Below are 842 nucleotides of genomic sequence, written 5' to 3' on the forward strand. Positions count from 1 at the left end.
CCTTTCTGCCGGTGGTGTTCCACTTTTGGTTCCTTGAGTCGCGCCGGGGTTGGCTTGGTTGACGGGTTTTATGCGGTCTGTGGTGGTGCGTGGGTGGCGGTGAAAAGGTTCTCCCAGGCTTCTTGCCATGGCCAGGACTCTGGCAGGTGGAACTGTTGGCGTCGGGCACTGGAGGCTACCCGGGCCGGGACATTGATGATTTTGCGGCGGATCGTGCCCGTGCGGGCCTTGGCGAACTGGCCAGCGGCGAGGACACCTGCGGTGCGGGTGAGGTTATAGGCCATGACCGCGGCGACCAGCCACGCCGAGTTCGCGGCGAACTTCCCCGAGGGCAAGTGGGCCAGAGCACTGTCCTTCAGATCAGCGTTGACCTGTTCGATCCTGGCATGCTTGCGATGAACCTTGTCGGCAGCAACAGCGTCCAAAGTTGCTCCATCAATGGTGGTGAAGAAGGAATGGAAGCGGTACGTATCAAAGAGCGCCGGCTGCCCTTCGGTCCCTTTCGGATTCAGCTCCGGGATGCGGCGCACGACCAGACGCCCGGGAACCTGCTCGGCCTTCTTCTTGGAAGAGAAAGCAGTGAACGGGATCTCCGCGACTTCAGCTACTGACACCCACGCTTGGGCGTCTTCGTCGTAGATGGCATTGGTGTACTTGATCGGCGTCCACGCATCCTCGGGAATCTGGGTGATGGTGCGTTTGACGGCCTTGTTCATCGGCACCGTGACCGTGACATCGGCACCACCAGCCAACGCTGCACTGACGGTGGGGTGCCCGTAGTAGGCCGAATCAAAACGGCACACCACCGGGCCGGTGACTCCGGTGCGTTTGAGCGTCCCCAG

Annotated in this window: 1 protein-coding gene; it reads right to left on the reverse strand. The window is 61.5% G+C overall.

What is annotated here, in order from left to right; all coding sequences use genetic code 11:
* Nucleotides 1-68: 68 nt before the first annotated feature.
* Nucleotides 69-842: IS1380 family transposase (locus tag ACT3TS_RS19720; protein ID WP_444533223.1), on the reverse strand; the 774-nt coding region annotated here is incomplete at its 5' end.

This window comes from Specibacter sp. AOP5-B1-6, assembly GCF_052376555.1.
Classification (GTDB): domain Bacteria; phylum Actinomycetota; class Actinomycetes; order Actinomycetales; family Micrococcaceae; genus Specibacter.